This window comes from Limimaricola sp. G21655-S1 (assembly GCF_027213785.1).
In the GTDB taxonomy this organism is placed as follows: domain Bacteria; phylum Pseudomonadota; class Alphaproteobacteria; order Rhodobacterales; family Rhodobacteraceae; genus Limimaricola.
In genome coordinates this window covers 1-232 of the sequence record NZ_JAPWGO010000541.1, presented here as the reverse complement: position 1 = coordinate 232, position 232 = coordinate 1, and the positions used below count along the sequence as shown (strand labels likewise).

The window sequence follows — 232 nt, the reverse complement described above, 5'->3', positions numbered from 1 at the left end:
TAACTACATCATCTCCCTCATTGAGCCACCCCTCAATCTCTTCAACGGGTGTGTCTAGGTTGCAAAACCCCCATTCGCTTGCACTATGTGCAGACGAAAACGATACCTGTGTTAAACCTCGCATCGGGATGTCCGCAACTATTTCTCCCTGTAGCCGCCTATACTGGGGCAACGCTACTCCCTCGGGATAACCCTGTAATTCATGGGTTATCCAATCAATCCACTCTGGCAG

At 50.0% G+C, this 232-nt stretch carries 1 pseudogene; it reads right to left on the bottom strand.

Annotated features, from left to right (window positions below):
* A pseudogene (locus O4G76_RS23350) lies at positions 1-220 on the bottom strand (hypothetical protein); the annotation flags it as partial.
* Positions 221-232 lie beyond the last annotated feature (12 nt).